General features: G+C 33.8%; 23 protein-coding genes. 21 read left to right on the top strand and 2 right to left on the bottom strand.

All coding sequences use genetic code 11. From position 1 onward, the window contains the following. The 19 genes from ACFX5F_RS11705 (at position 1) to ACFX5F_RS11615 (ending at position 19398) form a co-directional block, all read left to right on the top strand. Complete coding sequence (locus ACFX5F_RS11705) at positions 1–1434, top strand: MBOAT family O-acyltransferase (RefSeq protein WP_379852214.1); 1434 nt, start codon at positions 1–3, stop codon at positions 1432–1434. After that, on the top strand, positions 1434–2321 hold the full coding sequence (locus tag ACFX5F_RS11700; protein ID WP_379852213.1) for a hypothetical protein: 888 nt from the start codon (positions 1434–1436) through the stop codon (positions 2319–2321). Before ACFX5F_RS11705 ends, ACFX5F_RS11700 begins: the two co-directional genes overlap by 1 nt. A gap of 53 nt (positions 2322–2374) precedes the next feature. After that, the gene (locus tag ACFX5F_RS11695) at positions 2375–3202 is read left to right on the top strand and encodes a hypothetical protein (protein ID WP_379852212.1); all 828 of its coding nucleotides are present in this window, start codon (positions 2375–2377) and stop codon (positions 3200–3202) included. A 3-nt stretch (positions 3203–3205) separates the two neighbouring features. Then, positions 3206–4345, top strand: coding sequence for a glycosyltransferase family 4 protein (locus ACFX5F_RS11690; RefSeq protein ID WP_379852211.1), 1140 nt, complete (start codon positions 3206–3208; stop codon positions 4343–4345). A gap of 3 nt (positions 4346–4348) precedes the next feature. Then, positions 4349–5890 (top strand): glycosyltransferase family 2 protein, encoded by a 1542-nt coding sequence (locus ACFX5F_RS11685; protein WP_379852210.1) that lies wholly within the window; start codon positions 4349–4351, stop codon positions 5888–5890. Next, positions 5887–6879 (top strand): glycosyltransferase family 2 protein, encoded by a 993-nt coding sequence (locus ACFX5F_RS11680; protein ID WP_379852209.1) that lies wholly within the window; start codon positions 5887–5889, stop codon positions 6877–6879. The genes ACFX5F_RS11685 and ACFX5F_RS11680 overlap by 4 nt, the downstream gene beginning before the upstream one ends. Positions 6880–7035: 156 nt before the next feature. Next, positions 7036–7329 (top strand): EamA family transporter, encoded by a 294-nt coding sequence (locus tag ACFX5F_RS11675; RefSeq protein WP_379852208.1) that lies wholly within the window; start codon positions 7036–7038, stop codon positions 7327–7329. Positions 7330–7335: 6 nt separating this feature from the next. Next, positions 7336–8277 carry a glycosyltransferase family 2 protein gene (locus ACFX5F_RS11670; protein WP_379852207.1) on the top strand — a complete coding sequence of 314 codons (942 nt, stop codon included), beginning with the start codon at positions 7336–7338 and terminating at the stop codon, positions 8275–8277. Continuing rightward, positions 8267–9064 (top strand): acyltransferase, encoded by a 798-nt coding sequence (locus ACFX5F_RS11665; RefSeq protein ID WP_379852206.1) that lies wholly within the window; start codon positions 8267–8269, stop codon positions 9062–9064. The genes ACFX5F_RS11670 and ACFX5F_RS11665 overlap by 11 nt, the downstream gene beginning before the upstream one ends. A gap of 9 nt (positions 9065–9073) precedes the next feature. Further along, entirely contained in the window at positions 9074–10192 is a 1119-nt protein-coding gene (gene rffA, locus ACFX5F_RS11660) for a dTDP-4-amino-4,6-dideoxygalactose transaminase (protein ID WP_379852205.1), read from the top strand. Continuing rightward, a complete protein-coding gene (locus tag ACFX5F_RS11655) occupies positions 10189–11436 on the top strand; it encodes a hypothetical protein (RefSeq protein WP_379852204.1) in 1248 nt (415 codons plus the stop codon). Before rffA ends, ACFX5F_RS11655 begins: the two co-directional genes overlap by 4 nt. Positions 11437–11594: 158 nt before the next feature. Next, the gene (locus ACFX5F_RS11650) at positions 11595–12692 is read left to right on the top strand and encodes a glycosyltransferase family 4 protein (protein ID WP_379852203.1); all 1098 of its coding nucleotides are present in this window, start codon (positions 11595–11597) and stop codon (positions 12690–12692) included. Further along, positions 12689–13825 (top strand): glycosyltransferase, encoded by a 1137-nt coding sequence (locus ACFX5F_RS11645; protein WP_379852202.1) that lies wholly within the window; start codon positions 12689–12691, stop codon positions 13823–13825. The genes ACFX5F_RS11650 and ACFX5F_RS11645 overlap by 4 nt, the downstream gene beginning before the upstream one ends. Beyond that, complete coding sequence (locus tag ACFX5F_RS11640) at positions 13826–14821, top strand: glucosamine inositolphosphorylceramide transferase family protein (RefSeq protein ID WP_379852201.1); 996 nt, start codon at positions 13826–13828, stop codon at positions 14819–14821. It abuts the gene before it with no gap. Then, positions 14803–15891 carry a glycosyltransferase gene (locus tag ACFX5F_RS11635; RefSeq protein WP_379852200.1) on the top strand — a complete coding sequence of 363 codons (1089 nt, stop codon included), beginning with the start codon at positions 14803–14805 and terminating at the stop codon, positions 15889–15891. Before ACFX5F_RS11640 ends, ACFX5F_RS11635 begins: the two co-directional genes overlap by 19 nt. A gap of 1 nt (position 15892) precedes the next feature. After that, complete coding sequence (locus ACFX5F_RS11630) at positions 15893–17239, top strand: O-antigen ligase family protein (protein ID WP_379852199.1); 1347 nt, start codon at positions 15893–15895, stop codon at positions 17237–17239. Positions 17240–17972: 733 nt separating this feature from the next. Next, positions 17973–18341 carry a four helix bundle protein gene (locus tag ACFX5F_RS11625; RefSeq protein ID WP_379852198.1) on the top strand — a complete coding sequence of 123 codons (369 nt, stop codon included), beginning with the start codon at positions 17973–17975 and terminating at the stop codon, positions 18339–18341. A 417-nt stretch (positions 18342–18758) separates the two neighbouring features. After that, positions 18759–19058 carry a nucleotidyltransferase family protein gene (locus tag ACFX5F_RS11620; RefSeq protein ID WP_379852197.1) on the top strand — a complete coding sequence of 100 codons (300 nt, stop codon included), beginning with the start codon at positions 18759–18761 and terminating at the stop codon, positions 19056–19058. Further along, positions 19051–19398 (top strand): HepT-like ribonuclease domain-containing protein, encoded by a 348-nt coding sequence (locus ACFX5F_RS11615; protein WP_379852196.1) that lies wholly within the window; start codon positions 19051–19053, stop codon positions 19396–19398. Before ACFX5F_RS11620 ends, ACFX5F_RS11615 begins: the two co-directional genes overlap by 8 nt. Before the next feature lie 196 nt (positions 19399–19594). Here the strand turns inward: ACFX5F_RS11615 and ACFX5F_RS11610 are convergent, their stop codons facing one another. Together ACFX5F_RS11610 and ACFX5F_RS11605 are read right to left on the bottom strand one after the other, a co-directional pair. Then, positions 19595–20458 carry a glycoside hydrolase family 25 protein gene (locus ACFX5F_RS11610; RefSeq protein WP_379852195.1) on the bottom strand — a complete coding sequence of 288 codons (864 nt, stop codon included), beginning with the start codon at positions 20456–20458 and terminating at the stop codon, positions 19595–19597. Between the two features lie 7 nt (positions 20459–20465). Further along, complete coding sequence (locus tag ACFX5F_RS11605) at positions 20466–21176, bottom strand: CDP-alcohol phosphatidyltransferase family protein (RefSeq protein WP_379852194.1); 711 nt, start codon at positions 21174–21176, stop codon at positions 20466–20468. Positions 21177–21802: 626 nt separating this feature from the next. Between ACFX5F_RS11605 and ACFX5F_RS11600 the strand changes: the two genes are divergently transcribed. Further along, positions 21803–22873 carry a putative type IX sorting system protein PorV2 gene (locus ACFX5F_RS11600; RefSeq protein WP_489753080.1) on the top strand — a complete coding sequence of 357 codons (1071 nt, stop codon included), beginning with the start codon at positions 21803–21805 and terminating at the stop codon, positions 22871–22873. A gap of 547 nt (positions 22874–23420) precedes the next feature. Then, entirely contained in the window at positions 23421–24560 is a 1140-nt protein-coding gene (locus ACFX5F_RS11595) for a lipoprotein N-acyltransferase Lnb domain-containing protein (protein ID WP_379852193.1), read from the top strand. Positions 24561–24839: the final 279 nt, after the last annotated feature.

Here is a 24839-nt window from a genome sequence, read left to right as displayed (position 1 = left end):
ATGTTCTTTAATTCCTTATCTTTTGCCGTTTTCTTGCCGATTGTATTCGTGTTGTATTGGTTTGTATTTAATAAAACGAAGAGCACGCAAAATGCACTTCTAATCATTGCGAGTTATTATTTTTATTCCTGCTGGGATTGGCGTTTTTTGTTTTTGTTGGTTTTCTCCACTTTTTTGGATTATTATACTGGTATTCGAATTGAAAAAGCAAAAACTGAAACCGCTCGTAAGTTTTGGTTTTGGCTGAGTATAAGTGTTAATTTGGGATTTTTGGGTATTTTTAAATACTATAATTTTTTTGCGGCTTCCTTTTCGGAATTAGTAAACGGTTTTGGATTGCAGACCAGTCCATTATTGTTGAATGTCATACTGCCGGTTGGAATTTCCTTTTATACCTTTCACGGATTATCATACGTTATCGATATCTATTTAAAAAGAATTAAAGCCGAATATAACTTTGTTGATTATTCCTTATTTGTCAGTTATTTTCCATTGCTAGTCGCAGGTCCGATCGAAAGAGCCACGCATTTATTACCGCAAGTAAAAGTAAGACGGACGTTTGATTTTGAAAAAGCCAAGGAAGGAATCTATCAAATCATTTGGGGACTGTTTAAAAAAGTAGTTATTGCAGATACTTGTGCCACCTATGCCAATGCTATTTTTGACCATTATGAATCCATGAATTCGTTATCCTTGTTATTAGGAGCCTTTTATTTTGCCTTTCAGATTTATGGGGATTTTTCAGGCTATTCGGATATGGCATTGGGAATGTCTAAATTATTTGGATTGGACTTGTTGCGGAATTTCAATTACCCTTATTTCTCCAGGGATATAGCCGAGTTCTGGCGTCGCTGGCATATATCCTTGTCTTCTTGGTTCCGTGATTATGTTTATATTCCATTGGGAGGAAGCAGAGGCAGCAAATTGAAACAGGTACGAAATGTATTTGTTATTTTCTTATTGAGTGGTTTTTGGCATGGAGCGAATTGGACCTTTATCGCTTGGGGATTTATTAATGCACTGTATTTTTTACCATTATTGCTTCGTGATACCAATCGTTCTAATATAGAAACGGTGGAACTAGGATGGGATTTAACATCAGTAAAAGTTTTCTTCAGTATGTTGGGTACTTTTGCCCTGACCTGTTTTGCGTGGGTGTTTTTCCGGGCAAAATCGATAGGAGATGCTTTCGATTATATCCTTCGTATTTTTACAGATCGAAATTTTAAGGTACAATATATTGAAAATGAACGTTATAGTTATGAAATTCTATTGCTTATTTTTATTTTTATTCTCGTTGAATGGAATAGCAGAACTCAAATTGAGCCCATTTCAGGAAAATACAGTTGGGTAAAAGTAGCGTTGTGTATCATGGCTATTATTGCTTTAGGAACCTATTCTGATTACAAAGAATTTATCTATTTTCAATTTTGATGATCAGATTTTTAAAATACTTAGGGTCTATTTTTTTTGTTGTTGTAGTGATACTATTATTTTTAGATTATTCTTATACAAAGGTGTATGAAAATTCAAATCCAAGGACAAAGTTTCAATATTTTAGAAGTTTAGAGAACAGAAAAATCAATTATATTTTTTTAGGTTCTTCCCGAGTAGAGAATACAATTGTGACTGGTGTAATTGAAAAACAAACTGGGAAAAGTGCTGCGAATCTAGGGTTTCAAGCTGTAAAATTAGGAGATTTGTATACGATGCTTAAGCTTGTAAAAAAGTACAATATTCAATCTGACAAGATTTTTATACAAGTTGATTATATTTTTAATAGTGAAGACGGGTATTCAAATGTTATGCAGTATGAATTGATGCCTTTTATTAGAGAAAATGACATCACAAAGGAATATTTTGAAAGACATTTCAAAGATGAAAAAGAGATGTACTATTGTCCTTTTTATAGGTACATTCATTTTGATCCAAAAATTGGTTTACGAGAGTTCGTTTTAAATATTGCTAATAAAGAAACAGATATTATAAAAAGTAAAGGATTTGTTGCTTTACATGGGAATTCATCGGAACATATAAATGCCCTGCCTCTCCAAATTAATGATACCAACAAGTATTACAATAAAATAATTGAATTTGCTAAAATTAATAATATGCCGGTAGTTTTTTTTTGTGCCCCTTTTTGTAAGCATACAAAAAATTTAAAGTTCATGAAAAAATTAAAGCTAAAAATACCTGGATTGTATGATTTTTCAGGGGTAGTAAATGATGATAAAATGTTTGCAAATTGCTCGCATTTAAATCAAAATGGAGCAAATTATTTTACTAAATACATAATTAAAAATATTCTAATCGATAATTAATAATGAAGGATTTCTTTTTTTTTGTATTTAAAACTCTGATAATACTGCTTGTTTTGTTGATAGTTTTGGATGTAGCCTACACTCAAGTTTATTTGCAATCTTCCAATAGAGGGAAAATAGAGTATGTTTACAACTCAAAGGCTCTGAATTATGATGTGGTGATTTTAGGATCTTCTCGAGCGAATAATCATTTTGTGGCGCCGCTATTTGAAGAAAAAGGATTGAAAACGTTTAATTATGGGATGAGTGGTGCGCATTTGTTTGAAGCTTCTTTATTGTTAAAATTAATGGTAGAACGCCAGTATAAAATAAAAAATGTGATAGTGGAAGCTGATTTGAATTTAGCTAATGAGCAGGAGTCTGAGAGTGTGGCTTCTAAGTTTTTACCCTATATACACCATTCTAAATTGATTGAAGACCATTATGCCCAACAGCCAAATTTTTGGGTTAACTATTATATTCCTTTTTACAGATATATTGGTTTTGAGCCACAAATTGGTTTTCGAGAAATGTATAATACGGCGACTGGACAACCAACAAAACTGCTGGGTAATTTGGGATATTATCCTTTAGGTAAAAATCCAAATGCAAACATGAAAAATGATCTGAGAAATCTAAAGCCATTGCACAATAAATATTACGAAGAAATAAAACAAATTTGTGCAGCGAATAATATAAAGTTGATTGCAATCATGACGCCTATGTGTTCCAACGTTAAAGGATTGGATTATTTTCAGAAGGTAAGTAAAGTATATCCTGAAATTCACAATTATGAAAATGCGGTGGAAGGGGATCAGTATTTTTCCTCCTGCGGTCATATGAACGATACCGGTGCGCGCAAGTTTACATCCATAATTTTACATGATTTTTTTAATAAATAAATAATGAAAATAGCCTTTTTAACCCCCGAATATCCACACCCGAAAACAGGTAACTCTGGTGGTATAGGTACCAGTATCAAAAATCTGGCTACAGGACTTTTGGCAGCAGGTTGTTCTGTTCGAGTTTTGGTATACGGTCAGAACGAAGAAGGTGTTTTTGATGATAATGGTATTTGTATCCAACAAATAAGAAATGTAAAGTTCAAAGGATTGTCATGGTATCTTACCCGGAAAAAACTTGAGAAAATAATTAATTCTTTATATCAACAAAAAGAAATTGATTTGGTTGAAGCGCCAGATTGGACGGGAATTACTTCTTTTATAGCTGCTAAATGTCCTATCGTTATTCGTTTGAACGGTTCGGATACTTATTTTTGTCATCTGGATAATCGTCCTGTAAAGTGGAATAATAAATTTCATGAAAAACGAGCCTTAAAAAAAGCCGATGCATTGTTGTCTGTAAGTCGGTTTACGGCCGATAAAACGAATGAAGTTTTTGGTTTAGATAAGGAATTCACAATCATACCAAATTCAATTGATATGAGTTTGTTTAATGCGAATAGTAATGACCATAGTACTGATATTATTTTATATTTTGGCAGTTTAATACGGAAAAAAGGATTGTTGGAATTGCCCTTTATTTTTAATGAAGTGATTAATAAATACCCTAATGCAAAACTTGTTCTAGTGGGAAAAGATGTTTCTGATATTATATCAGGGAATCCTTCGACTTGGGGAATGATGCAGGAACTGTTTACAACTAAAGCTATAGAAAATGTCAGCTATTTAGGAAGTGTATCCTATCAGGATATAAAAAAGCAGATTAACGAAGCAACTATTTGCGTGTTTCCATCATTTGCGGAAGCGCTGCCGGTTTCGTGGATAGAAGCAATGGCGATGCAAAAACCAATTGTGGCTTCTAATGTCGGTTGGGCCACTGAAGTGATAGATGACGGAATAAATGGTTTTTTAGTGCATCCAACTGATCATTTGGAATATGCCAAACGAATTATTCAATTATTGGAAAATGTACAGTTGCAAAAAGAATTTGGTGTTGAAGCGAGAAAAAAAGTGACTGAAAAATTTAGCATAGCAGTCGTTGCGCAAGAAAGTTTGTCGTTTTATAACTCTTTAATACCATAAATTTTGATTATTGTACACCATATAAATGGAAAAATTACAGATGTAATTACTTCAGATAATCAAAAAATTGAATTTGACTATAAAAAAACTATTGCGAGTGGTTTACACGAATTGGCATGCCAATTTCCAGATAAAAAAATAGTTTGGTGTCATTCAGCTGTAAAAGAACAGCTAGATTTAGAGACTATAAAAAAGTTGTTTCATCATGATAAAATGATGTTATCTTTTTCCTCCTCACAACATAATTTTTTTGAGACGACAATAGGCTATGTTGAGGAGTCCTTATTTATTAATGTCAATAAAAAAGTATCCTATCCTACCTGGCAAATGAGCAGTTTAGTTGGTATTATTCATGCATCCATTTTAAATGCACTTAGGGACAAAATATTTTGCGATGCTGATTTTGATTATTATTTGAATTCTGTGGCAAAATTATGCATGCCTTTAGGGTTACTTTGTTACTCGGAACCTAAACTATTAAAAAAAGGAGAACATAGAAATATCCCTAGACCTAGTATCTATGATCTTTTTCGATTTGTAAAACAGCATTATAAGACCCGATGGGTGTTTTTGTTGTTGTTGAATTTGGGTTTGTATGAGAGAAAATTTCCCGTATTACCTCTACTAGTCTCGTTTTTTTATAAAAATAGAAAAAATGGCGCTATAAATCTGGATACTATAAAAGTACAATCATCGGTGAATGTTATAGATAAAGGAACTGTAGATGTCATTATTCCAACCATTGGAAGAAAAGACTATTTGTATGACGTATTGAAAGATTTCTCGAGACAAACATTTCTTCCTACTAAAATAATTATTGTAGAGCAAAATCCGCAAGAAGGAAGTAAAACAGAATTGGATTATATTCATGGCGAAAAATGGCCTTTTGCAATCAAGCATATTTTCATTCATCAAACGGGGGTTTGCAATGCAAGGAATTTAGCGTTGAATAATACAGAGAGCGAATGGGTGTTTTTGGCTGATGATGATAACCGTTTTGATACTGATTTAATTCAGGAAGTTTTTAAAAATATAAAAAAATATGGTAATGAAGTAGCGACAACATCTTATCCTCAGAAAAACGAAGTCAAGAAATATAGGAAAGTGATTCAGTGGCCTACTTTCGGAGCAGGAAATAGTTTTGTAAAAAGAATCCTTTTAGATGAAATTAGATTCAATGATTCATTGGAATTCGGGTATGGCGAAGACAGCGATTTTGGGATGCAGTTGCGAAATAAAGGGTATGATGTGTTGTATTTACCCGAACCTGAAATAATTCATTTGAAGGCCCCAATTGGAGGTTTTCGAACAAAACCGGGATTGCTTTGGAAAAATGACAATATTCAACCCAAGCCATCGCCAACAGTCATGTTATATATCATTTCGCATAATAGTCAAGAACAACTTAAGGGGTATAAAACGACTCTTTTTTTTAAGTTTTATAAACATCAGAATATTAAAAACCCATTCCGTTATTTTAAAATGTTTCAAAAACAATGGAATCAAAGCGTTTTTTGGGCTAATCAATTAAAAAAGACATCGTGAAGTTTTCTCTAATTATTTGCACGTATATGCGACCAGAACCCTTAATCCAATTGTTACAATCGGTTGAGGCACAAACAGTATATCCTAATGAGATTTTAATCATAGATGGCTCAACAAATGAGGAAACAGGTGTTGTTTTAAAAGAAAATCGATTTGAAAATTTAAGTTATTTTATGGTGCCAGCTCAACAGCGTGGGCTGACCAAACAACGGAATTATGGAATCGAGCGAGTGGGAAACGAGATGGAAATAGTTTGTTTTCTGGATGATGACACCGTTTTAGATAATGATTATTTTGAACAGCTCTTAAAAACGTACGAAATTTATCCCGAAGCTTTGGGAGCTGGAGGTTATATCATAAATGAGTCAGAATGTGAATTTGTTGGGAAGGATTATTCTCCCAAAATAGAAGAGTACTATTATGACGGCTGGAAGCGCAAAGACGGCAGTCGATTTGTTCTAAGAAAGAAATTAGGATTGGATAGTAATTGTCCACCGGGATACTCATCGCTGTATTCTCACGGGCGTAGTGTAGGTTTTTTGCCTCCGAGTGGTAAAATCTATGAAGTGGAAATGCTGATGGGGGGCGTTTCCTCTTTTCGGAAAAAGGTTTTTGAATCACTAAATTTTTCGACTTATTTTGAAGGATATGGTTTGTATGAAGATGCTGATTTTACGTTGCGAGTTGCTAAGCTTGGGAAACTGTATTTGAACACAGCTGCAAAACTCAATCATTATCATGACAGCTCCGGAAGACCGAACCAGTATCAATATGGAAAAATGGTAGTGCGAAATGGATGGTATGTTTGGCGAACAAAGAATCCGAAACCACTTCTTGAAGCAAAACTGAAATGGCATTGCATTACAATACTTTTAACTATTATAAGATATAGTAATATTTTTACCACTACTACAAGAAAGGAAGCTTTTACCGAAGCGTTAGGAAGAACAGTGGGCTGGTGGGGATTGTGGTTGAGTAGGCCAAAATAGAAGATTTATAGTCAAAAATTACGATAGGCTAATATATAGTAATCTCAAAGTATTTTTTTAAAAGTTACAATAAATGTTAATTTTATAAATCCCTATTTTTATATTTTCGGAACCTTATTATTTACCGTCTATTGGTAAATTATCCGGAAATGGAGATTGAGTCAGTTTGGTATTTTGCCTGCAGGAATAAAGCACAAATTACTGTTTCTGATAGACGCACTTTTTGATCCTTTTATTTTCTCTGGATTTGTTGCTGCTTTTGCCGCGTCTCTTTGCTGGATGGCAGCCATTACTCATTTTGAAATTACAAAAGCTTATCCTGTTATGAGTTTGGCGCCAGCCTTAGTTTTTATTATTGGAATCCTTTTTTTAGGGGAAACTTTTGCAACGGGGAAAGAAGTTGGATTATTATTGATACTTTTAGGGATTATTGTTAATGTTAAATGTTAAAAAATAATGCAAAATTTAAATCCTATTATTTCATTTGTAAGCCCTGTTTATAAAGCAGAAAAGATACTTGACAAATTGGTTGATGAAATTCAAAAGACCATGTTGGTTCTCGACCAGCCTTATGAAATTATTCTGATTGATGACAGAAGCCCAGATAAAAGTTGGGATGTTATGAAAGTGATATCCTGTAAATTTCCGGAAGTGAAGAGTGTTCGATTGAGTCGAAACTTTGGACAGCATCCTGCAATTATGGCTGGTTTAACACTGGCAAAAGGAGAATGGATAGTGGTCTTAGATTGTGATTTACAGGATCAACCTAAAGAAGTGTTGAAACTATATAATAAAGCTCAAGAAGGGTTTGATGTTGTTTTGGCAAAAAGAAGAAATAGACAAGACAGTTTTTTCAAAAAAATGAATTCAAAACTATTTTCTGTCATTTACAGTTACTTGACAGAAACAAAATTTGATAGTACTATTGCTAATTTTGGAATTTATAATAAAAAGGTGATTGTAGAGATTGTCAAAATGAATGATTATATCAAATCATTTCCCTTGTTTGTTAGTTGGGTCGGGTATAATACAACTTCAATTGAAGTAGAACATGCGAAACGACAAGAAGGAAGTTCCAGTTATAGTCTTTCAAAATTGATAAGTTTGGCTTTTAATACAATAATCTCTTTTTCTAATAAACCTTTAAAACTTTTCGTAAAATTTGGTTTAGTAGTCTCAATTATATCATTTATAGTAGGGTTGCTTACAATTTATCGCTATTTAAAAGGAGAAATACTAGTACTTGGATATAGTTCTTTGATGGTTTCGATATGGTTTTTATCAGGGGTAATAATTACAACAACAGGTTTGGTTGGAATTTATATTGGGAAAATTTTTGATCAGTCCAAAGGGAGAAAAGCATATATTATTGATAAAAATACAAATTATGATATATAGTAATATTGATGCCGAGGAGTTTTATATAGGTAAAAATACGATTATAGAGCCATCTGCAAAAATTAGGGGAATAAATGGAAAAGCAAAAAAAATTGTAATTGGCGATAATTGTTATATAGGAGAAAATGTTCAAATAATTTGTGATGATTTTTCTTTAGGAGATTATTCTAAAATTCAGCATGACACAAATGTACATGGTTATCTTCCTTGTAGTATTGGTCATAATGCCTGGATAGGTCAGTATACTATAATTGATTCTATTGGAGGTACAACAATTGGTAATAATTTTGGAATTGGTGCACATTCTCAAGTATGGAGTCATATTAAATTTGGAGATACGCTTGAAGGTTGTCGATTTTTGACTGAAAAACGAATGCTTATTGGTAACGATGTCTGGTTCGTAGGACACTGTATAGTTTCTCCTATTGTTGCAGAGGATAAATCTATGGCAATGGTTGGTTCGGTTATAACTAAAGACATGAAATATAATGAGATTTATGCAGGATCACCAGCAAAATCAATCTCAGATAAAGTAGGATTTCAATTCAAAGAAGTGAGTATTCAAGATAAACTTATTAAAATGAACCTTTATCTTAATGATTGGAATAAAAGTTCCAAATCAATAAAAATTGTATCAGATATTTCAGAAATAGATTTTAGTTATGAAAATGTTACTTATTTTAATGTGTCAGATAGAACCTATACCAAAAGAGGAACTAATGATGAGATTAGTTTTATGAAATATTTGCTTCCTGCTAAAGGTAAATTTACGCCAATTTACGAATAATTAATTATTATGGATATTCCATTTAATAAGCCTTATCTCACAGGTAAAGAATTAGTTTATATTGAAGATGCTGTTAAGAAAGGTAAAATTTCAGGAAACGGCTATTATACCCATTTGTGTCATGATTTTTTTGAACGTCGCTATGGATTCAATAAATGTTTGTTGACTACTTCCTGTACGGATGCGCTGGAGATGGCTACGCTATTGATTGATATAAAAGAAGGGGATGAGGTTATCATGCCTTCTTATACTTTCGTCTCTACTGCCAATGCTTTTGTACTGCGTGGCGCTACCATAATTTTTGCAGATAGCAGAACCGATCATCCGGGGATAGATGAAGATCATATTGAAGCATTGATCACTAAAAAAACCAAAGCCATTGTTCCGGTTCATTATGCCGGTGTTGCTTGTGATATGGATAAAATCATGGCCTTGGCTGCTAAATACAATCTCTATGTGATAGAAGATGCCGCCCAAGCGATTGATAGTTTTTACATAGGGAAAGATGGTGTAAAGAGAGCCTTAGGTTCTATTGGCCATTTGGCAGCTTTTTCATTCCATGAGACTAAAAATATTATATCTGGAGAAGGGGGAATGCTTGCCATTAATGATACGCGATTTTCAGAAAGAGCTGAAGTTATTTGGGAAAAAGGAACGAACCGTTCTGCCTTCTTTAGAGGAGAAGTTGATAAATATGGATGGGTAGATGTGGGTTCCAGTTTTTTGCCTTCCGAAATTATTGCTGCTTTTCTCTGGGCTCAATTAGAAAATATTGTTGATATTCAGCAGGTTCGTAAATCACATTGGGAATATTACAATAATAAATTGCAAAATTGGGCATTGGAAAATGAAATCCAATTGCCAATACTACCGTCATTTGCTACCAATAACGGGCATATGTTTTATATTGTATGTAAGTCGATTGAGCAGCGACAAAGCATTATTGAAAAGTTGAAAAGTAAAAAAATACTTTCGGTCTTTCATTATATAAGCCTTCATGGAAGCCCTTTTTACAAAAACAGTTACATTGGCCGAGATTTATCAGAATCTGACAGATACTCTGATCGTTTGTTGCGATTACCGATGTTTTATGAATTGGATGTTCAAGAAATAATAAACGCATTATGAAGAATTTATATTTACGATACAGTCCAAATATTGAAAAGACTTTCAAAATTTTGGCTTCGGTTTATTTCCTGTTTTCATTTTATTATTTTTTCTTCCTTTCTAATGGAGGCGGAGGTGATGAATTCTTATTTGTTAATGATTTGATTTTTATTAAAACGTATGGTTGGATTGCAGCAATTGAAAAAAGCATTTCGATACCTTATATGATATTGGTCTATCCGTTTTCGTTTTTTTTCAAAGGATACGTGGCATTAAGAACAGTAAATATTTTATTACTATTCTTGTTACTGCTGTATTTTTTTAAAATTGTAAAAATAAAAACATCTCTATTTTATTTTTATTTGTTTTTTTTCCTGGCCACATCCAAATATTTTTTTGCAGGGACTAATGATGCACTTTTCTTTACGGGACTGGTTATTTTCATGACAGAGGTTTTTTATTTTATTGAGAAAAAGAAAATGAATAGCCAGGTACTTGCTTTTTCAGGCTTGATTGTATCGTTTTTTACCCGGGAAATGTTTGTGGTTTACTTGCCAGTTGTGATGTTAGGGCTTTATTTTCTTTATATAAAAGGGTTTTCTTTTCTTAATAAAAAAATGGTATTTCCTATGCTATTATTTTTCTTTTTTTTGACAGTTAATATTCCCAGTCTGAAATTGAATAACAAATTATCGTATGATGCTAAAACACCGCCTACTGAAATTAAAGCAAGTTGGTCACAGCGTCAATATTTAGCACAATTACTGGTGAATAAAGGTGAACTTCAAAATTTCAGTCATCCAAGTTGGGAACAAACCCAGGAATATTTAATTGTAAATGGAACAAAGTCACTACCTGATGGAATAGTTGAGGGGTTAACTTTTGATTATTCCTTGACTATAAAGGAGTTTTTAAAAGATTTCTATTATTCCATGTTTTTTGGATTAAGACAGTTAGGATTAATACTGATATTTCCATTTTATTTTATTCTAACAAATTTAAAAAAGAAGAATATTTTGAATCCAGAAATGTTCATTCCATATTCTTTAATAGTAATGCTTTGTGTTTTTTCACTTATTATAATTTCTTTTATTGAGCCTAGATGGTATATTGCAGTTTTTATAAGTGCCATTGTATTTTACAATCAATATCAAGTCGAGAAAAAGATTAATTACAATTTTATTATTGCTAATTATTTAGTTTTAATTTGTTTTTCTTTTTTAGGTATTTATAGTATCCTTCATAAATTTATGAAAATTATTTAGAATCTTCAAGTGCTAAATGTAAGGCTACGGTAAATGAATTTTCATGTTTAGGGATTAGAAGCAATAAAAAATATTTATTTTTTTAATCTTTATTTAATAATTATCATGGTTCTACTATTTATTTAGAAGTAACAAAAGCATAAAACAAAATTAGCTTAATGAAAACAATTCTTATTGCACATAATTACAGTGAAGTCTCGTTTTCAGCAATGAGTTATCATTTAGCCCATCACTTGGCTGATTTAGGTCATCAGGTTATTTTTGTTTCTCATCATCCTTATTTTTTGGAAGAAAAAGTTATAAATAAAGGAAAAGGTAAAATTAGTATTTGTTCCTGGCCTACAACGGAACGGCCGACTTTAATAAGAGATTTTATTTGGTATGTTTCGATCTATTTTAAGTATAAACCGGATGTTATTATTGGTCATTTTGTAGGAAGCAATATTTCACTTAGTATTTCAAAAGTATTGTCCTTTGGAAAAGTAAAAACATTCGAATATTATCACACATTGACCGATCAGCTTTTGGCTGACTTAAGAAAGACTTCTAAAAAACAAAAGATGTTGTTTTTTAGAAAAAAGTCATTTTACAAATTATTCTGTGATGTGATTATTTGTCCCTCCGCATTAGCAAAAAAAGATTTAGAAGACTTTTATTTCATTGATAAGGGATTGGTACTGCTCAATCCGATTAAAGATCGATTTAAAAATAAAATAGCTATTGATAAAGAGATAATCACTATTTGTTACCTTGGACGATTGGATCCTTCTAAAGGGGTGGTTGATTTAATTGATGCTTTTACAGTATATAAAAATAAAGTGCCCAATTCAAAAATTATTTTAAATATTGCCGGAACCGGGAGTCAAGAATTAGAAATAAAAGAAATGATAAAGGATAATTTGGCCATAAATTACCTTGGAGGATTGCCTTATGATGCTATTGATGACTATTTGAATAGCAGTCATTTTGTAATAATACCGTCTAAATTTGATAACCTGCCAACTGTTGGTTTAGAATCTATGATGAATCAGACCCCTTTGTTACTTTCTAATACTGTTGGTTTGGCCTCTTATTTAATTGATGGAAAGGAATGTTTTAAATTTGAACCCAATGTAGATTCAATGGTGTCCTTATTTGATAAAATTGAAAATAATTTCAATCTCTATCAACAAATGAGTTTTGATGCGAGAGCTACTTTTTTAGATAAATTTGGTATAGATACCTACTGTAATGCTATCTCTAATTTGATACTATGAAATTTGCAATCATAACTCATGTACCTCATATCATTAAGGATAATAACTATTTTGCTTATGCTCCCTATGTTAGCGAAATAAATGTATGGGCAAAGTATGCAGAGGAATTGGTAGTGGTGGCTCCTGCAGTAACGACAGAAATAACTCCTGTAGATAAACCGTATCAACATCAAAATATTCAATTTATACCTATTGAGGGCTTTGATGTTTTGAATTTAAAAGGTTTCTTTGGTACCGTTTTAAAAATGCCCAAAATAAGCCGGACAATTTTTAAAGCGATGCAAAATGCGGATCACATTCATTTGCGTTGCCCTGGGAACATGGGACTATTAGGATGTTTAATTCAGATACTTTTCCCTAATACTCCCAAAACTGCTAAATACGCCGGTAATTGGGATCCTATGTCTAAACAGCCCTGGACGTATAAATTGCAACAGTGGATACTCAACAATACGTTTCTGACCCGAAATATGCAGGTGTTGGTGTATGGTGATTGGGAGGGGAGTTCCAAAAATATTAAGCCTTTTTTTACTGCGACCTATCAAGAAATAGATAAATTACCTATTTCTAAAAAAGAGTTGAAAGGACGTATTGCTTTTGTTTTTGTGGGAACTTTAGCGAAGGGTAAAAATCCTTTGTACGCGATTCAGTTAGTAGAATTCTTGTCTGAAAAAGGATATGATGTACACCTTTGCTTGTATGGAGAAGGAATAGAACGCATTAGGTTAGAGCAATATATTATAGCCAATCAATTAGAAGCCGTAATTGAATTACAAGGTAATCAATCCAAAGATACGGTTAAAAAAGCCTATCAAAACAGTCATTTCGTGGTTCTGCCTTCCGAGAGTGAAGGCTGGCCCAAAGCGATTGCAGAGGGAATGTTTTGGGGCTGTATACCACTAGCAATGGCAGTTTCTTGCGTGCCCTTTATGCTTGACCAAGGAAGTAGAGGTATTTTGCTAGCTATGGATTTGGAAAAAGATGTTGTAAAGTTAGAATCGCTTTTGAATACGCAAACTGATTTTGATACTAAAAGTCGAAATGCCTCGGATTGGTCCCGGAACTATACAATGGATGTTTTTGAAAGAGAAATTGGGGATTTATTACAACATGATTCCAAATTCAAAAAATAAATGAAAAAGTACTACCTATTTGGGTTTCTTTTTGGTGTGGTTGCATTGCTAGCTATAATCAACTATCGAACTCCTTTTTTTCAACAAGAAGGAGGTGGATGGTCTGTAGGTTATGGCGAGTCAGTTAGTTATCCTCAACGTATCGATGTCAGTAAAAACTCTATTTATTCTATCGAAAAATTGAAGGCTCAAAATGACAGTACCGTATTTCTTGCCGATCCCTTTTTTGTTAAAGAAAAAGATACTTTTTATCTGTTTTTTGAACATAAAAAAAATAAAACCAGCGCGGATGTTGGTTTATTGACTTCGACAGACGGAAAAGAGTATCAGTATCGGGGCACTGTTTTAACTCAAAAATTTCATTTGTCCTATCCCCAAGTTTTTAAATATAAGGATGCTTATTATATGGTACCGGAGTCCAAACAGGCAAATGCGGTGTTGCTGTATAAAGCGCATCGTTTTCCTTTTGACTGGCGGATTTGTGATACTTTGATTGCTAATGTTGTGCTCGTAGATCCTTCTATCTATTTGTCAGACTCCTTAAATATTTTAGTAGCGACAGACTATGAAAAAAATATGTACCTCTATCAAGCCGACTCTCTGTTTGGGAAATGGAAATTACATCAAAAACCAATAGCTTTGATAGGAACTGAGGCACGAGCGGGCGGCCGTTTTTTTGCCGACAAAAAAGGATTGCTTTTACCGGTACAAAATTGCACCAACGGCTATGGCTATGGGTTGTCTTTGTATCGTTTTTCCTTTCATAGCGGAAGTTATGATGTGAAAAGAGAAAGTCCTTTTTATTTAAAGGCAAATGAAAATATAGCCGCTTTTAATGCGGGAATGCATCAGTTGGATATACAGCGTTTAGATGCCAATCATTACTATTATGTTTATGATGGGAATCGGTTAAAGAATACTACTAAACATCTGAATGTTAGAGGACCACTAAAATGGAGTTATTTGGATTTAAAAAATTGGATATTAAAGAAATGAGGATACTGCAATTAATAGATAGTTTAGAAGCAGGTGGTGCCGAACGCATGGCGGTCAATTATGCGAATGCCTTGGCTAAACAAATTGAGTTTTCCGGATTAGTGGTTAGTCGTAAAGAAGGGCCGCTTGTCAATCAGATTGATGAGGGTGTTTCCTATTTGTTTTTGAATAGAAAAAGTGTCTTTGATTTTAAAGCTCTTTTTACGTTGCGAAACTATGTATTACTGCATAAAGTTACTCTAGTTCATGCGCATAGTACTTCTTTTTTTCTTGCCTTTCTTCTGAAGTTGCTTTGTACTTCGATTAAAATAATTTGGCACGACCACTACGGGGATAGTGAATTTTTAAATAAAAGGCCCTTATTGACTTTGCGACTGATTGCTCCTTTTTTTAGTGGGATTATAGCGGTCAATCAAAAGCTAAAAGTTTGGGCACAGGAAAATTTACTTTTTGGGAACGCTATTTATTTGCCGAACTTTCCATCTGAGGAAAAAAATATTACCGAACATACGGTATTGGAAGGGAGTACCGGAAAACGGATTGTGTCTCTAGCAAATCTTAGAGTACAAAAAGATCATTTTTTATTGTTGGAAGTGGCTAAAAAGTTAAAAGTGTCGCATGCTGAATGGACTTTTCATTTGGTTGGAAAGGATTTTGAAGATGCTTATTCCAGACAGATTAAGTCTTTTATAGTTGGAAATAATCTTGAAAAAAATGTGTTTCTTTACGGCACGAAACAAGACGTAAAAAATATTCTCGATCAATCCACCATCGCCATACTAACTTCTCAATCCGAAGGTTTACCCATGGCCATTTTAGAATATGGATTGCATAAAAAACCTGCTGTAGTAACTAATGTAGGGGAAATTTCGTCTGTAATCCAAAATGGAAAAAATGGTTTTATCATCCTTGCCAATCAGGAACAATTATTTTATGAAGCACTAGTTACATTAATAAAAAATGATACCTTACAAATTGATTTTGGGAATTTACTTTACCATACCATTAGCGAAAATTATTCAGAAGAAATAGTGCTAAAAAATTATTTGGATTGGTTACAAACTATTTAAAATGAAAAAAGAAGAGCAATTTTATCTTTATTTAATACTGTCTCATGTTGTTATTGGAGCATTGGGATATATATTGCCTTTTACCACTAAAATATATGGGTATTCCATTTTTATATTCGGAGCCTATTACATTATAAAAAAACAAAACCGGAATAACGAAGCCCTCGTCGTTGCTGCCTATGTGGTGGGCAGTGAAGTTTTTTTGAGAATGACAGGAGGGAACCCTTTATACGAAATCTCTAAATATGGGGTAATGGTTTTTCTTTTTATGGGTATGTATTTTAGCGGATTTTCCAAGGGTGCTGCGCCCTATTGGATTTTTTTATTATTATTGGTTCCAGGGGTCATACTTTCCACTTTTGTTTTGAATTTTGATACTAACATCAGAAAAGCTATTGCTTTTAATATATCAGGCCCCGTCTGTTTAGGGATAGCTTCCTTGTATACTTACAGGCGCAAAATCGGCTTGGATCAGATCAATAATATCATACTTAGTATGGGGCTTCCTATAATTGCCTGTATGGTTTATTTAACCTTATATACGCCTAACGTTCGGGATGTGATTACCAGTACGCAATCTAATTTTGAAACCTCGGGAGGCTATGGGCCGAATCAGGTAGCCACTTTTATGGGGTTGGGGATGTTTATTTTTTTTTCGAGGGTTATCTTAGAGTCTCCAACAAAATTTTTGTTACTAACCAATCTGATTATTGCGCTTAACATCAGCTATAGGGGGATGCTTACCTTTTCCAGAGGAGGAATGGTCACTGGTTTTCTGATGATTATTTTGTTATTGTTGTTCCTTTATTTTAAATCTAATTATAGAGGCCGAGTAAAACTCAATTATATTGTTGCATTTGTCACTTTAGCTATGGTAACAACTTGGGCTTACACTTCTTTTCAAACCGGCGGATTAATCGATAAGCGTTATGCCAATAAAGATGCAAAGGGAAAGGTTAGAGAAAGTCAGTTGACGGGTAGAGCAGAAATAGCGGAGGATGAAATTAATACTTTTTTAAAAAGCCCTATTTTTGGGGTGGGAGTAGGGAAAGGGGCTGAGATTCGAGAAGACGAAACGGGTGTTAAGGTGTTGTCCCATGATGAAATTACCCGGATGCTGGCAGAGCATGGTACATTAGGTATCATAGCCTTACTGATTTTGTTTTTTACCCCGCTAGTATTGTATTTAGATAATAAATTTAATATGTACTTGTTGTGTTTTGTACTGTTCTGGTTGTTGACCATCAACCACGCCGCTATGCGGACAGCGGCGCCTGCCTTTGTGTATTCGTTGTCGTTGTTGAATGTGCAGCTGGGGAGTGCTAATAGAGTTAAGAAGGATGAGTAATGGTCAGTTATAAAAGAGTGATCAGTCTTTTTTAGTGATCAGTGATCAGTGTTGAGTGGTCAGTCTTTTTAGTGGTCAGTGGTCAGTGTTCAGGTTTTTTAGTATTCAGTGATCAGTGGTCAGTGTTCAGTGTTCAGTGTTCAGTGTTCAGTGTTCAGTGTTCAGTGATCAGTGTTCAGATATAAAAGAGTGTTCAGTGGTCAGTTCTAAAAGAGTGGTCAGTGTTCAGTGTTCAGTGTTCAGTTCTAAAAGAGTGGTCAGTGGTCAGTGGTCAGATATAAAAGAAGTGATCAGTGATCAGTGGTCAGTGTTCAGTTCTAAAAGAGTGGTCAGTGGTCAGTGGTCAGATATAAAAGAAGTGATCAGTGGTCAGTGGTCAGATATAAAAGAAGTGGTCAGTGGTCAGTGGTCAGTGTTCAGATATAAAAGAAGTGGTCAGTGTTCAGTGGTCAGTTCTAAAAGAGTAATCAGTGGTCAGTTCTAAAAGAGTAATCAGTGGTCAGTGGTCAGATATAAAAGAAGTGGTCAGTGTTCAGTGTTCAGTGTTCAGTGATCAGTGTTCAGTGGTCAGTTCTAAAAGAGTGGTCAGTGGTCAGTGTTCAGTGTTCAGTGTTCAGTTCTAAAAAAAGTGGTCAGTGTTCAGGTTTTTTAGTGATCAGTATTCAGTGATCAGTGGTCAGTGATTAGTGGTCAGTGTTCAGGTTTTTTAGTAATCAGCTTTAAATTAGTAAATATGAAATTCCAAGATTTATTAGCGTATCAAAAATCATTTTCATTAGCTATGAAAATTTTTGAAATAACAAAACGGTTTCCAAAAGAAGAAATGTATTCACTAACGGATCAAATTAGACGTTCTTCCAGAAGTGTATCGGCTAATATATCAGAATCCTATAGAAAAAGAGTCTATCCCAAAAATTTTCATAGCAAATTAACCGATTCAGATGCTGAAAATTCAGAGACTCAGGTTTGGCTTGAGTTTTCACTTAAATGCAACTATATAAACGAAAGTGTTTACAACGAATTATTAAACGAAAGTAATGAGGTTGGGAAGCTAATTAATTATATGATTTTAAATCCTCAGAAATTTGGTGCAGGGGTGTAGGAAGTTTTTAGTGGTCAGTGGTCAGTGTTCAGGTTTTTTAGTATTCAGTGATCAGTGGTCAGTGGTCAGTCTTTTTAGTGTTCAGTGTTCAGTGTTCAGTGTTCAGTGGTCAGTTCTAAAAGAGTGATCAGTGTTCAGTGGTCAGTGTTCAGTCTTTTTTAGTGTTCAGTGATCAGATATAAAAGAAGTGGTCAGTGTTCAGTGATCAGTGTTCAGATATAAAAGAAGTGGTCAGTGTTCAGTTTCGAAAAAAGCTGACAGTGATTAGTTTTAAAAGAAGTGTTCAATATCAAAAAAAAATCACAGTGATTAGTCTCAATTTACTGATAACACCTAATAGATTTAAAGTATATTTCTAAAAACAACCATTTCCAGAAACGTACAACATCTAAAGAAAAAATCTATATCTTTGTTTTTATGTATTTAATAAACCAAAATAAAGAAATAATCAGAAATTTATGTGAAACACATAATGTTGAAAAATTATATCTTTTTGGCTCTGCTGCTACAACAAAATTTAATAAAGATAGTGATATTGATTTTTTAGTAAAATTTAAATCTTTTGATCTTAAACTATACTTCATAAATTATATCGATCTTAAAAACAAACTCAAAAATTTACTGCACAGAGAAATTGACTTAGTGGAAGAGCAAACGTTAAAAAACCCCTATTTAATTAGTGCTATTGAAGAAAATAAAGAATTGATTTATGGATAAAAAAATCCTAAAATGGCTTTACGATGTTAAAGTATCAATCGATGAGATTAACAGTTATTTTATTGATGAAAGAATGGATTTTTTTGAATATAGAAAAAACTTAATGAGAAAAAGAGCGGTAGAACGAAATCTTGAAATCATAGGAGAAGCCATAAATAGAATTTTAAAAATTGATAATTCTTATACTTCAAAAATTACTGATGCAACTGCAATTGTTGGTTTAAGAAACCAAGTTATTCATGCGTACGACAATATATCAGATGAAACCATTTGGGCTATCCTCACCAATCACTTACCAAAATTAAAAATCGAAATCGAGAAATTATTGAAAGGTAACTAAATTCCTAACAGGCTAGCATTTCTAAGTCAGAATTATGTAAACTGAGACCGAAAACTGTAAACTGAGACCGAAAACTGAGACTAAATACTGAGAATGCGAATGAAACCTGCAAACTTATTACTATAAAGATATCTGAAACTGATCACTGACCACTGACTACTGTGCATACTGATCACTGAACACTGACCACTGCAAATTATTCCACAGTAATGAACTGCAATTGTTGTAAATCGCCATTGTAAATATTGATGTCTACATTCCCTTTTATCCCCGGAACGGAAGCTTTTTCTGTGAATTGCCAGAATAGCCAGTCGGCATCCATTTTTTCTCGATAAAAATTATAATTGGCTATCCAAAAGAGATAATCGCTGAACTCGTCCTTTAAAAAATCATCGTAATATTTTTCGCCGGTGTAGATAATAGGCTTCACTTTATAATGGGATTCCACAGCCTTCAACCATCGTTTCAAGCCGACTTTCAGGCTGTCTAACGACTGATTTTTAGGCAGTTTTTCAATATCTAAAATGGGCGGTAAATCTCCCTTTTGGAGTGTAACGGTTTTAATGAAAAGTTCTGCCTGCTCGAGTGAGTTTTCGTTGGGACGGTAGTAATGGTAAGCCCCCCGAATCATTTTATTTTCTTTGGCGCCAAGCCAATTCCGTTTAAACTGACGGTCTTTCCTGTCCTTTCCTACAGTTGCCCGAATGAACACATAGTCTAAAGGATATTTTTTTTCTAAAGTATCTACATAAGACCACTGAATTTTTCCCTGATACTCAGAAACATCCAAACCGATACTTTTCCCTTCATGATTTTCTAAAACTTGAAAATTACGAACGTCAGAAATACGCTTGGCTTCGGCTTTTTCTTTTAAAGCTTTATCTGATTTGAAACTGAAATAATAGGCTAATCCGTTGCGATAATGATAACCAACACCAAGAAAAAGTACGACAAAAAAAGCAACCAGTAAATAGCGCAAAAACTTCCCAGAGAAAATACTCGCTTTCTTTTTGGGTTTACGAACCATAGTCGTTCTTCGCCTTACCACTTTTTTTCTCATTCAAATACTACTTTATTAACCTTTTGTTATTCACCACCGACAACAATACATATAGAATTATCAGCAAAGGAATTCCTAAATATTGGAAGAAAACCAATAACAATACTGAAAGCGATAAAAAGACAATCTGAAGTGCATTGTCTTTAAAGTTAAACTTCTTTAATTTTAATGAAAACAATGGAATTTCGGCATTAAGGATATAAGCGCTTAAAACCGTTATGGCAAGTAATATAAACTGATTAGTCAAAATCTCCAGCGTGAATAGGGAATCTGAATATTTTAAAACCAAAGGCAAACTCAAAATAAACAGTGCATTGGCAGGTGTTGGCAAGCCTATAAAAGAATCCGTTTGACGCGTATCAATATTAAAATTAGCCAAACGATAACAAGAGCCCAGCGTAATAATGAATCCCAGATAAGGAATCATAGGGCTAGCGGACAGCTCGTGTTGACTACTTGACAACAAAAAATACATAGCAAATCCAGGTACTACGCCACTGGTTACCATATCGGCCAAAGAATCCAATTGCAAACCCAGCGGACTGGACACTTTAAATAACCGGGCAAAAAAACCATCGAAAAAATCTAAAAATATCCCCAGACAAACAAAATAAAAAGCCATTTCGAAATCCAGTTTAGCGGCAAAAACGATTGCTATACAGCCACAGAAGAGATTGAGTAGGGTAATTAAATTCGGAATGTGTTTTTTGATATTCATAGGTATAACGTTTAGTGATCTTAAGTTGGCAAATTTAGTATAATATGTGAAGGAAATGTACGTTTTCTACTAGAGATTTTAACAGCTACGGTTTGCATAAGCCTTTGCGGGTTTAAAATCCTTAAAGGGTTGTTCAAATTAATAATAATCGAGTTATTTACTTAAATACCAATAGTAAGTCTAATAAATTCAAAGTTTGTTGTAGTTTTTAACGACAGTGAATACTTTAGGGTAGGATTAAAAAAATGAAACATTTGCATTTAAAAAAAAAAAACACACCCCTAACCCCTCTTAAGAGGGGAATGTGATTGTGGAATCGATGTTGTTTTTAGGAATCGAGGGAGCACACCCCGGGCGCCTATAGCGCCAGTTGCTATTTAATTGTGGAGTCGTTGAATCTTCGATTTAAAGAGGGGAATTCTCCCCCCGTTAACATTTAACTTTTAATTGTTTATTAAGTAAATAAGTCGAAATAATAGTAATAATAGAATAAAGTAAATCGCATTCACTATAATAGGTGTTATTCCATTACTAAATTTATTTAGTCCAAGGAAGAAATAACCTCAGTAAAAAATTATATTTTTGATAAAAATTAAACAGACGTTCGGTTTGTAAAAAAAGTCCATTTGAAAAAAGCTTTCTTATTTCTATTACTTTCGGTTTGTACTTTTAATTACAGTCAGGCCGTTAGAAAGTACTCCAACGAGTTTATGAATATTGGCGTTGATGCTGCTGCATTAGGCATGTCAAATACAGTGGTGGCATCTACCAATGATGTCAATTCCGGCTATTGGAATCCAGCGGGCCTAATCCATCTGGAAGACAACCAGGTTTCGTTAATGCATGCTAACTATTTTGCCAATATTGCGCAATACGATTACATGGCTTATGCAAGTCCAATAGACGACCGAAGTGCCTGGGGGATTTCTTTAATCCGTTTTGGGGTGGATGATATTTTAAATACGACGGAATTAATTGACAGCCAGGGCAATATTGACTATAATAGAATCAGTCTTTTTTCTACTGCTGATTATGGTTTTACCTTTTCCTATGCCCGCAAATTGCCGGTTCCGGGATTTCAATATGGCGTAAATGCTAAGGTCATCCGAAGAATTATAGGAAAGTTTGCTAATTCTTGGGGATTTGGTTTTGATGCAGGATTGCAATTCGAAAAAAACAACTGGCAATTCGGGTTGATGCTTCGTGATATTACCACCACCTATAATGTGTGGAACATTGATGAGGAAGAATACAAAAAAATAGCCAACGCCAATCCAAATCAAAATCAGGAATTACCGGAAAGCACGGAGATTACCGCTCCAAAAGCACAGCTGGGAATTGCAAAAAAAATCATTATTCATTACGACTACAGTATTTTGGCTGCAGCGAATATGAATATGCGTTTCACTAAAACCAATGATGTGATTTCGACTGATTTTGTGAGTATCGATCCCGCCATAGGGTTTGAATTTGGCTACACCGACTTGGTTTTCCTACGCGCTGGTGTGGGGAATTTTCAAAACGTGCAACAGTTAGACAACAGCGAAAAAGTAGGATTCCAACCTAATATCGGATTAGGTTTTAAATACAAAGGTATTCAGGTAGATTATGCCCTGACTGATTTAGGCAATCAAAGTGCTGCTTTATACTCTAATATTTTTTCGTTAAAAGTAGATTTGAGTCTTTTTAGAAATTAAACTGCTATTCAGATTAAAACACTAAAAACCATGAATATTTTTTATTGCTGTTTTCATTAAGGAAAAAAGTAAAGATCTATTCAGGAGCAGATTGGGTTTAGATTGCGAAATACGACCAATGATTTTTGGAATGAAAATATGGCGGCTTGAAATCGGTGATTCATCAATAATCAAGGTAAAATAAGAAATTTTCTAGAAGAAATAAATCAAATTACCTCCAATTATGACTACATGTGTGATCTCTCCTTCGTCGAAATGACAAGCTACAACCGCACTTCTATTCTTAGAGTAGAAAATCACAGTAACAATTCAACGCAGATTTCGTATTAGACTTCGTCACTATTCTGGATTATTCAAAAAACAAAAGAGCTCACGGACTATTTTTGCTGCTTTTTCGAAGTGAACAGCTGAAGCAAACACAATTGTTAAGTGAGCTAAAAAAGAAAATTAATACAATTCCTTTTCACTTTTATATGCTGAACAAAAAAATCCGTGTAAATTTGTTCAATCTGTACAATCGGTGTTCCATATTTTAATAGTATCCTAAATGAATACATCTTCTTTAAAGAAATTTTCCTTTTTTCTATTCTTGTTTTTAACTATACCTGTAAGTTTTGCCCAAAACCTTCTTTTATCCAAAGAAGCAAAAGTCAGTGTCTTGACTTGCGGAACAGGCAATGAATCCTACTCGCTTTTTGGACATACCGCAATCCGAATCAGCGATCCTTTCAATAATATAGATGTCGTATACAATTATGGTGCTTTTGACTTTAACACGCCTAATTTTGTTTTGAAATTCATCAAAGGAGATTTGCAGTATTTTGCAGTGGCTCATTCGTACGGTGATTTCATCAATGAATATCAGTACGACAGGAGATCCGTTTACGAACAAGAATTAAATATTTCGTACCCGCTAAAACAAAAATTATTTGATAATTTGAATACTTCTTTAGCTTCGGGAGAAAGCCACTATACCTATAAATTTATCGATAAAAACTGTACATCCATGGTTGTCGATATGATCAATAAAACTTTGGACACCACAGCAATTGTAAAAAACGCAGATACTGATATCACCTACAGAACGATCCTTTTTCCTTATTTCGACCATCATTTTTATGAGAAATTAGGCACCAGTATCATTTTTGGAAAAAAAGTAGATGGCCTGGGAACGCAAATCTTCCTGCCTTTTGAATTACAGAAAAGTCTAAAAAAGGTTTTCTACCAGAACCACCCGTTGGCTGGGGAAAACAAAACGATATTGGAGTTTTCCACAGAAGTTCCGGGATCCTGGTGGAATAATGTTTATACCTATATTTTATTCCTAGGATTCATTATCGCAATAAACAAGAAGTCTGTTGCCGCTTTTTATCTTACCATTATGGCTATATTGGGTCTCTTCTTCGTCTTTGCAGGCTTTTATTCCTTTCATAAAGAACTGGCATACAATTATAACATATTGCTGTTTAATCCAAGCTTGTTGTTACTACTGTATTTTTACCATAGCAAGAACACCAAAGGTCTTTACAATTTGGCTTTATTCAACCTTGTATCGTTAGCTATTTATCTGGTGATCCTGATAAACAAAGCGCATTTATGGATTGTATTGCCTCTTGTAATTACAAGTACTGTATTATTAGTGAGACTGGCCATTCAAAACACGAAACGCATTCCCATCATCATTTAATCAAAATTGCAAGTTACAGCTGTTTTTAGGACTAAAAAAACACACGCTTAACCCCTATAACTCCAGTTGTTATTTAATTTTGGAGTCGTTGAATCTTCGATTCACACACCCCTAACCCCTCTGAAGAGGGGAATACGGTCCCGGAATTAATGGTGTTTTAGGATTCAAAATGAAATTGTTTGCTTTGAAAAAAGGACACACCCCTAACCCCTCTGAAGAGGGGAATATGATCCGTAATATTTAGGCGTTCTGAATTCAAAATGAAATTGTTTGCTTTGA

Source organism: Flavobacterium zhoui, assembly GCF_042787235.1.
GTDB classification, from domain to species: Bacteria; Bacteroidota; Bacteroidia; order Flavobacteriales; family Flavobacteriaceae; genus Flavobacterium; species Flavobacterium zhoui.
Note: the sequence above shows the minus strand (reverse complement) of the source record. Positions and strands in the feature narration are given on the sequence as shown.